A 7,582-nucleotide genomic window follows, 5' to 3' on the forward strand; every position below is an offset into this window, starting at 1 on the left:
ATCTTTGCCAGAACATTGGAGCTGATCCCTGCTGCCTCTTTCAGTTCGGTCCGGTTCATCTTCTTGTCAATCAATAATTTCCATAGCTTATCATAGTGTTGATAGTGTCCAGCAGCTCGTCACTGACATTGGCCCCGGCCTCAATGTGCCGCAGCTCATCCAGGACGGCGGCAAGCTGATCGCGCAGGGCCTTGTAGACCCTGGGATTGCCCTGTACCACCACGTTCCGGTTCAGTAGCCGCCGGATGATGTAGTCCTGTTTGGTGAGGCCGGTGAGCCGGACAGCGGTTTCGATTTGTGCATCCTCCTCCGGCGATACCCGGAATGCCACAGTCTTGTTCCGCCAGCGGTTGTGGCTGTCCAAATTTTTCGCTGACATCTCAAACACTCCTTTCCATGTTCAATTTATCCGCCATTTCCGCCTGTTTGGACGGAAACAAGTGCGCATAGTTGTAAGTAATGTCAATGCTCTCGTGGCCTACCCGGTCTGCGATTGCCGTTGCGGAGAAACCCATATCAATGAGAAGGGAAACCGCGCTGTGGCGAATATCGTGAATCCTGATGCGCTTTACCCCAGCCTCTTTCGCACCCCTGTCCATTTCCCGGTGCAGGTAGCTTTTGGTGACGGTGAACATCCGGTCGTTTTCGCCAATGTCATAGAGCATTTTGAGGTAGTCCTGAATTTCATCCGCCAGGAATTGAGGCATAGTGATGACCCGGTTGCTTTTTTCGGTTTTCGGTGTAGTAATCAAGTCCTGGCCGTTCAACCGCTGGTAAGACTTGCTGATGGAAACGGTGCATTTCTCAAAATCGAAGTCCGCCGGGGTGAGGGCCAACAGCTCCCCCTCTCGGATACCGCACCAATAGAGCATCTCAAAAGCATAGTAGGAGAGAGGCTTGTCCATCATGGCCTCGGAAAATTTCAGATACTCGGCTTTCGTCCAGAACAGCATCTCCCGGTTTTTCTTCTTCCCCATGCTCCCGGCCTTTTTGCAGGGATTTTCCCGGAGATTGTAGTAGCAGACCGCGTGATTGAAGATGGCACTCAACTGATTGTGGACCGTTTTCAGATAGACCGGTGAGTACGGTTTGCCCTTATCATCCTTATAGTTCAGCATCTCGTTCTGCCAAGTGATGATCTGCTGGGCGGTGATATTGCACATTTTCAGCTTCCCGAAGTAAGGCAGCAGCTTGGAACGAATGATGTGTTCTTTGGTGGCCCAGGTGTTTTCTTTGAGGCGGGTCTGCATATCCGCTGTGTACTGCTCCACGAAACTGGAGAAGGTCATATCCAGATTGGAGGTAGCTTTGTTCTGCTGCTCCCGCTCCCACGCCTGTGCGTCCCGCTTGGTCTTGAATCCCCGCTTCTGTGTTTGTTTCCGTTCCCCAGTCCAGTCGGTGTAGCGGTAGATCACCCGCCAAGTACCGGTCTTCTCTTCTTTGTAGACCGCCATTATGTATCCTTCCTTTCCGCCCCGCCGTAGCAGAGCTTTTCCATAAAGTACCGCCGGTTGACCCGGCCTGAGATCGTCAGGTATCCCTTTTCTCTCAGTTCGGCGTTGAGTTTCTGAACGATCTTATAGGCATAGGATTTGGAAATCCCCAGTTCCCTTGCCACATCGTCCACCCGCATGAAGCCGTTCTCGTTCAAATAATGTACCTCCTGTTTTAGATTTTATTAAGCGGAATTGCTTAGTTCTCTCGTATTATACTAAACAACTCTGTTAATGTCAAGCGGTTTCCAGAAAAATATTAAGCAAAATTATTTAGGCTCCTCTTGACTATCTTAAACATATCTGCTATATTGAATGCAACGATAGTCGAAATGGAGTTGACAGTTATGGCAATCGGTGAAAGAATCCACTTTTTCCGTACAATGCGGGGCATGACACAGAAATATCTTGGGATGCTACTGGGCTTCCCGGAGAAGTCCGCCGATGTTCGCCTTGCACAGTATGAAACCGGAGCCAGGACACCGAAAGCTGATTTGACTGCCTCCCTGGCTAATACTCTTGGCGTTTCGCCGCTGGCGCTGTCTGTGCCGGACATTGATTCCTACTTGGGCCTGATGCACACCCTATTTACTTTGGAAGATAGGTATGGCCTTACCATTGACGAGTTGGATGGGGAGGTCTGCCTGCGGGTCAATGTGCGCCACAGCAAGGACGCCGCCCGACTGCATGAAATGCTCTGCGCTTGGCGTCAGGCCGCTGCCATGCTGAAAGCTGGTGAGATTACCCAGGAGGACTACGACCGCTGGCGCTACCGCTACCCTGAGTTCTCCAACACACCAGGCCGGGTCAAGCCAATCTCCCAGGGCCTGAGCGATATGCTGGTGGAGGCTCTCAAAGAGCAAACCGAAGAATAAAAACAAAAAGAGCTAACTGGCCCAATCAAAACCAGTTAGCTCTTTTCCTATGAATAATGAAAAAATGTTGCCAAATCGTTGCCACAGAGGGGGCTAAGCCTCGAAAAATCCAGTCATATCAAGGCTTTCCCATGCTCTGAAATCATTCCCACTCGATGGTCGCGGGCGGCTTGCTCGTGACGTCGTAGCACACGCGGTTGATGCCGGGCACCTCGTCCACGATGCGCTTGGAGATGGTCCCCAGCACCTCCCAGGGCAGCTTGGCCCAGTCGGCCGTCATGGCGTCGGAGCTCTCCACGGCCCGCACGATCACCGGGCGCTGGTAGGTGCGCTCGTCGCCCATGACGCCCACGCTCTTGATGTCGGGGAGCNCCGCGAAGTACNGCCNGCAGGNGTGGGCGCTGTTGCGCTCGCCGGTCTCCTCNAAGAGCCTGGCGTTGTAGGCGTCCAGTTCCTCGCGCACGATCCTGTCGGCCCCCTTGAGCATCTCGAGCTTCTCGGGGGTCACGTCGCCGATGATGCGGATGGCCAGTCCCGGGCCCGGGAACGGCTGGCGGTAGACCACCTCGTCGGGCAGGCCCAGGGTGGTGCCGAGCTCCCGCACCTCGTCCTTGAAGAAGTGGTCCAAAGGCTCGATGAGGTCGAAGTGCACCCCCTCGGGGAATGGGATCAGGTTGTGGTGGCTCTTGATGGTGCTCGCCTTGCCGCCGGTCTTGCGGGCACCGCTCTCGATGATGTCGGGGTAGATGGTGCNCTGGGCCAGGTACGTCACGTCACCCAGCTNCTGGNCCTCCTCGAAGAAGACCTTCCAGAACTCCGTGCCGATGATGCGGCGTTTCTCCTCGGNCTCGGTGACGCCGGCCAGGAGTCTGGCGTAGCGCTCCTCGGCGTGGACGNGCACCAGCGGGATGTTGAACACCTCGCGGAACACGTGGTCCACGCTCTCGGGCTCGCCGGCGCGCAGCAGGCCATGGTCCACGAACACGCAGGTGAGCTGGTCGCCCACGGCGCGGTGCACCAGGGCGGCCGCCACGGCGGAGTCCACGCCGCCGGAGAGGGCCAGGATCACCTTGGCGTCGCCCACCTGCTCGCGGATCTGGGCCACCTTCTCCTCCACGATGTTGTCCATGGTCCAGGAGGGCTCCAGGTGGCAGATGTCAAAGAGGAAGTTCCTGAGGATGCGCTCGCCGTGCTCGGTGTGGCGCACCTCGGGGTGGAACTGGGTGGAGAACAGGCGCCGGCGGGGGTCCTCCATGACGGCCACGGGGCAGGCCTCGGTCCTGGCCGTGACCATGAAGCCCTCGGGCGCGCGGCTCACCGAGTCGCGGTGGCTCATCCACACGGTCTGGACCTCGTTGGGGGTGCCGTCCAGCAGGGGGGAGCTGCCCAGGCGCATGAGCTGGGCGGGGCCGTACTCGCCCACGTCGGAGTGGCCCACCTCGCCGCCGAGCTTCACCGCCATGATCTGGTGGCCGTAGCAGAAGCCCAGCACCGGGATGCCGAGCTCGAGGATGGCGGGGTCCATGTCGGGGGCGTCGTCGGCGTAGACCGAGGCCGGCCCGCCCGACAGGATGATGGCGTCGGGGGCCATCTCGCCGAGCTCTGCCGCGGAGATGTCGCACGGGACGACCTCGCTGTAGACGTGGAGGTCGCGCACGCGACGGGCGATGAGCTGGCCGTACTGGGCGCCAAAATCGAGGACGGCTACGAGCGGGCGGGGCGTGTCTGCCATNGATACCTCCGGATTCTCCTTGGGGCGTAGGACCGATGATAGCGCGGAGCGAGGCCGCGAGGGGAGGGGGAGGGACCCGGCGCCGCGCGGCGCCCTCCCTTACAACCCCTACAGAAACCCGCATATCTTGTGCGAGGGGCAAGAGGGGCGGGGCCGTTTACTACCATGGTGCCGACCCGGGCACCGCTCGGCCGAGAACCGCACCCAGAAACGCAGCAGCCAATCGACCAGAGGCGCCCGCCGGCGCCCGAGAGGACCGCCGTGAGCCGCAGACGCCAAGGCAACCGACAACTGAGCAATCCATCCGCCCTTACCCGCGACCGCGCGCAGGAGCGCTACTCCCGCAAGCGCCGCCAGAGGGACCGGAGCCGCAACGTCAAGCGGGGCCTCATGGCCGCGGGCGCCGTCGTCGTGGCGGTGGTCGCCGTGGCCGTGGTCTACCTCGTGGGCATCCAGGGGCGCCTGAACCAGGGCCTCGACAGCGGCCTCCAGGGCGTGCTGAGCACCTCGAACATCAAGGACCCCTTCTACATGCTGCTCCTGGGCACCGACAAGTCCAAGGAACGCGCCCAGAGCGCCGAGTTCGGCGACGACCCGTCGGCCTACCGTACCGACTCCATGNTCCTGGCCCGNATCNACCCGGCGACCAAGCACGTGACCCTCGTCTCCATCGAGCGCGACACCCTTGTTGACATGGGCGAGCACGGCCGGCAGAAGATCAACGCCGCCTACTCCATCNGCGGCGCCTNCTATGCGGTGGAGGTGGTGAGCCGGTTCGCCGGCGTGCCCATCTCCCACTACGCCGAGATCAACTTCGACGACTTCGTGGGCGTGGTGGACAAGATCGGCGGCATCGACGTCGACATCAAGATCGACCTCGACGACGACTACGCCAACCTCCACCTCAAGGCCGGCAAGCAGACCATCAACGGCGACCAGGCCTTGGGCCTGTGCCGCGCCCGCCACGCCTACGACGCCTACGGCGGCGGCGACTACTACCGCACNNCAAACCAGCGCATGGTCATCGGCGCCATCCTCAAGAAGGTGCTGGCGAGCGACCCGCTCACCCTCACCGGCACCGTCAACGAGCTGGCCGGGTCGGTCACCACCGACCTCTCCCTGGCCGACATCGCGAGCCTGGCCACGTCGTTCAGGGGCTTCGACCTGTCCAAGGACCTCTACTCCGGCCTCGAGCCCACCACGTCCAAGTACATCGACGGCACCTGGTACGAGACCGTGGACGAGGAGGCCTGGAAGACCATGATGGACCGGGTGAACCAGGGGCTCTCGCCCTACTCCGACCAGTCCCAGGACTTCACGAGCTCCGTGGCCGGCGGCGACCACGCCATCGAGAACGGCGACGGCTCCACCGGCTCCGGCGACGGCTCCCAGCAGCAGTCCGGGGGCTCCGTGCTCGTGCTCAACGGCGCCGGCGTCACGGGCCTCGCGGGCAACGTGGCCTCCACGCTGCGCAACAGCGGCTACACGGCCGACGCCCAGAGCGCCGACAGCTACGACCACGCCACCACCGAGATCCTCTTTGTGGGCGAGGAGAACAAGGCCCGCGCCCAGGCCATCGCCGACCTGCTGGGTCTCTCCGGCTCCGTGGCGGCGGCCCAGGGCGCCTACGGCGACGGCACGGCCGACGTCGTGGTGATGCTGGGGGCGGACATGGCGGGCACCCTGCAGTAGGGCAGGGGCCTCGGTCATGCCTCGAGGTGACGCCCNGGGGGTCCGACCGGTGGGACAAAAGTGCCCGACCGTTGGGACAGAAGTGCCCGACTGGTGGGACAGACATGGGAAGGGGGCCGTGCATCGCCAGGTGCACGGCCCCCTTCGGTGTGCCCCCGCAGGGGCGGGTCTGCCTTCGCAAGGGGCGGCGTCAGCTGTAGTCGCGCAGGTCCGTGCCCAGCACCACGAGTACGTCGGCGTCCGAGGTGTAGCCGGCGCTGGCGTCGATGACGTTCACCTGGCCGCCGAGCACCTTGGCCACGGTCTCGNCCTTGGCCTTGCCGGCGTCGTTCATGTAGACCACCACGGTGTCGTCGTAGTGGTTGCGGGCGGTGCCGGCGGAGGTGTCGTAGCCGTAACGGGCCAGGCTGTTGGCCACGCGGCCGGCCAGACCCTCCTCGCCGGCGCCGTTGAGCACCTCCACGGTGCCGGAGTAGTCCGTGCCGTCCTTGTCGGCGCCCGTGTTGGTGTCAAAGGTCGTGGAGTCGGGGAGGGTGGTGTCGGTGCCGCCGTCGTNCTTCACGTTGACGGTGCNGCCGGCGTCGGTGNCGGTGGGGTCCTCNTCGGCGCTCGCGTAGGGGGAGAGGCCCTGGTTCACGCGGGTCATCATGGTCTTCCAGGCCTCGGTGTCGCAGATCTCGTACCAGGTGTTNTTGACGTAGCTCGAGGTGGTGGGCTCCATGCCGGTGTAGACGTCCTTGTCCATGTCGATGCCCTTCATCTGGTTGGCGAGGGACAGGATGTCTGCGAGGGAGAGGTCGGTGGACACGGCGTCGGCCATGGACGAGATGGTGGCCGTCATGGTGGCGGGGTCGGAGGCCAGCACCTTCTTCACGATGGCTGCGATGACCATGCGCTGGTTGGCGGCGCGGTAGAGGTCGCCGTCGCCGTAGGCGTCGTAGGCGTGACGGCTGCGGCAGAGCGTGAGGGCCTGGGCGCCGTTGAGGGTCTGGAGGCCCTTCTTGATGGGCTCGCCGGCGTAAGGGTCNTCGATGTCGATGGGGACGTCCACCTCGATGCCGCCGAGGGCGTCCACGATGCCCTCGAAGTGGTCGAAGTCGATCTCGGCNTAGTGGGANATGGGCACGTCTGCGAACCGGCTCACCACCTGCACGGTGTAGGACGGCCCGCCGAGGGAGTAGGCGGCGTTGATCTTCTGCTTGCCGTGCTCGCCGAGGTCCACCAGGGTGTCGCGGTGCAGCGACACGAGGGTGACCTGCTTGTCCTTGGGGTCGATGCGGGCCAGCATGATGGAGTCGGTGCGGTAGTTGGAGGAGTCCTGGCCGTACTCGGCGCTCCCGGCGCGCTCCTCGGACTTGTCCACGCCCAGGAGCAGCATGTAGAACGGGTCCCCCGCCTCGGTGGTGGTGAGGGTGCCGCGGAGCTTCTGGTCGACGCCGCTGTTGAGGCGCCCCTCGATGTTGGAGAGGTACGCCCACGCGCCCACGGCGCCCAGCGCCACGACGCACNCGACGACGAGCGCGAGGACCTTGAGGCCTTTNGAGCGGCTGCGCCTCCTGCGCCTCTCGGCGTAAANGCCGGCGGCGTCCTCTCGGGAGAGGTGTGCCGCGTCCTCGGCGGTCGATCTGGCCTTCTTCTTTGACTTCACGGGCGTCTCCGCAGGTCGGTGTGGGTCATCAACGGACAATCGCCCGATTATACCGCGCCGGACCTGCGGTTATATGGCGGCCCTGTGAACCATGGCGGCACCATCCGGGGGGTTGCCATGGCGCCGCTCGGCCCCCTTCCTG

General features: G+C 62.7%; 8 protein-coding genes. 2 read left to right on the forward strand and 6 right to left on the reverse strand.

The annotated features are described in order from the left end of the window. The 4 genes from JX283_RS08900 to JX283_RS07490 form a co-directional block, all read right to left on the reverse strand. The coding region (locus tag JX283_RS08900; RefSeq protein WP_370583432.1) for a hypothetical protein at positions 1 to 59 on the reverse strand (59 nt) is incomplete at its 3' end. Positions 60 to 70: 11 nt separating this feature from the next. After that, the gene (locus tag JX283_RS07480) at positions 71 to 379 is read right to left on the reverse strand and encodes a hypothetical protein (RefSeq protein ID WP_204830014.1); all 309 of its coding nucleotides are present in this window, start codon (positions 377 to 379) and stop codon (positions 71 to 73) included. Position 380: 1 nt separating this feature from the next. Next, on the reverse strand, positions 381 to 1,454 hold the full coding sequence (locus JX283_RS07485; protein ID WP_204830015.1) for a site-specific integrase: 1,074 nt from the start codon (positions 1,452 to 1,454) through the stop codon (positions 381 to 383). Continuing rightward, positions 1,454 to 1,651: a LysR family transcriptional regulator gene (locus JX283_RS07490; protein ID WP_239652538.1), complete on the reverse strand. Its 198-nt coding sequence runs from the start codon at positions 1,649 to 1,651 to the stop codon at positions 1,454 to 1,456. Before JX283_RS07490 ends, JX283_RS07485 begins: the two co-directional genes overlap by 1 nt. A 189-nt stretch (positions 1,652 to 1,840) precedes the next feature. On the opposite strand from JX283_RS07490, the gene JX283_RS07495 reads away from it, so the two are divergent. Then, positions 1,841 to 2,368 (forward strand): helix-turn-helix domain-containing protein, encoded by a 528-nt coding sequence (locus JX283_RS07495; RefSeq protein ID WP_204830016.1) that lies wholly within the window; start codon positions 1,841 to 1,843, stop codon positions 2,366 to 2,368. 142 nt (positions 2,369 to 2,510) lie between these two features. On the opposite strand, the gene guaA is transcribed toward JX283_RS07495, so the two are convergent. Beyond that, positions 2,511 to 4,100 (reverse strand): glutamine-hydrolyzing GMP synthase, encoded by a 1,590-nt coding sequence (gene guaA / locus JX283_RS07500; protein ID WP_204830017.1) that lies wholly within the window; start codon positions 4,098 to 4,100, stop codon positions 2,511 to 2,513. A gap of 261 nt (positions 4,101 to 4,361) precedes the next feature. Between guaA and JX283_RS07505 the strand changes: the two genes are divergently transcribed. Next, the gene (locus JX283_RS07505) at positions 4,362 to 5,792 is read left to right on the forward strand and encodes an LCP family protein (RefSeq protein ID WP_204830018.1); all 1,431 of its coding nucleotides are present in this window, start codon (positions 4,362 to 4,364) and stop codon (positions 5,790 to 5,792) included. 190 nt (positions 5,793 to 5,982) lie between these two features. Here the strand turns inward: JX283_RS07505 and JX283_RS07510 are convergent, their stop codons facing one another. Beyond that, positions 5,983 to 7,440 (reverse strand): LCP family protein, encoded by a 1,458-nt coding sequence (locus JX283_RS07510; RefSeq protein WP_204830019.1) that lies wholly within the window; start codon positions 7,438 to 7,440, stop codon positions 5,983 to 5,985. Between the last annotated feature and the right edge of the window lie 142 nt (positions 7,441 to 7,582).

Origin of the sequence: Olsenella sp. CU969 (genome assembly GCF_905219715.1) — a bacterium.
Taxonomy (GTDB): Bacteria; Actinomycetota; Coriobacteriia; order Coriobacteriales; family Atopobiaceae; genus Granulimonas; species Granulimonas faecalis.